Below are 1,184 nucleotides of genomic sequence, written 5' to 3'. Positions count from 1 at the left end.
GGGCAATGCCAAGTGGTGCATTTTGATACCGAGGCATTGCGCGATAACCGCGGCTGGGTGTTGGGGGGTACCGCCAACTTGCCACCAACGATGGCCGTGCGCTGGTGTGCGCCGGTGGCCGGCGATTTCAGTGCGCGGTTTTCCGCGCGCGCGCGCAGCTATCGCTATCGCATTCTCAACCGAGCGGTGCGGCCGGGCTTGCAACGCCAGTATTTGAGTTGGGAGCGCATGCCGTTGGATGCAGTCGCGATGCACGCGGCAGCGCAAGCATTGCTGGGGGAGCAGGACTTTTCCGCATTCCGCAGTGCGCAATGCCAAGCCACCCATGCGCGCCGCAATGTGCATGCAATCCAGGTACAGCGTTGTGGCGATGAAGTGTTGGTGGATGTGCAAGCCAACGCGTTCTTGCACCATATGGTGCGCAATTTCGTTGGCTCACTGTTGGTGGTTGGGCGCGGCGAACGTGCGCCGGGGTGGATTGCACAGTTGTTGGCCGGCCGCGATCGCACCGTGGCCGGCCCTACCGCGCCATCGGCAGGCCTGTTGTTCCTTGGGCCGAAATACCCCGCCGAATGCGGCCTGCCAGGCGAGGTCACGCTGTGAAGCAAGGTGCTACCCGGATCAAGCTGTGTGGCATGACCCGCAGTGAGGATGTGCAGTTGGCCGTTGCGCTGCAGGTCGATTTCATTGGCCTGATTTTTGCGGCACGCAGCCCGCGCCGAGTGACGCTGGCACAGGCCGCAGACCTGCGTGCATTGGTACCGTCGAGTACGCGGGTGGTGGCCTTGTTGATGGACAACACCCCTGCCGAAATCGAGGCCATCATCGCGCAGGTACAGCCCGATCTGCTGCAGTTCCACGGCAGCGAAGTTGCAGCCTGTTGCGCAGGGTTTGGCCTGCCGTATTTCAAGGCAATTGCAATGGGCGATGCCGTCGATCCGCTGCCCGCAATGGCGGCGTTTTCCAGCGCATCGGGCTTTGTGCTGGATGGACACGGCGCCGGCGAGCAGGGCGGCAGTGGCAAGCGCTTTGACTGGTCGCGGTTGCCGAGTGGTCAACACATGCCCATCTTGCTGGCTGGTGGGCTAACCGCCGACAACGTGGCGTCAGCGCTGCATGCGGCGCGTCCGTGGGGGGTGGATGTTGCCAGCGGTATCGAGACGGGCCCGGGGCGAAAAGACGCC

General features: G+C 63.5%; 2 protein-coding genes. Both read left to right on the top strand.

The genetic code is table 11. From position 1 onward, the window contains the following. Positions 1 to 603 (top strand): tRNA pseudouridine synthase A (locus QWB57_RS07890; RefSeq protein ID WP_288969049.1); only part of this gene is annotated, 603 nt, incomplete at its 5' end. 32 nt (positions 604 to 635) lie between these two features. Next, the coding region (locus QWB57_RS07885) for a phosphoribosylanthranilate isomerase (RefSeq protein WP_288969048.1) at positions 636 to 1,184 on the top strand (549 nt) is incomplete at its 3' end.

It is taken from the genome of uncultured Thermomonas sp. (genome assembly GCF_937872235.1).
Classification (GTDB): Bacteria; Pseudomonadota; Gammaproteobacteria; order Xanthomonadales; family Xanthomonadaceae; genus Thermomonas; species Thermomonas beijingensis.
Note: the sequence above shows the minus strand (reverse complement) of the source record. Positions and strands in the feature narration are given on the sequence as shown.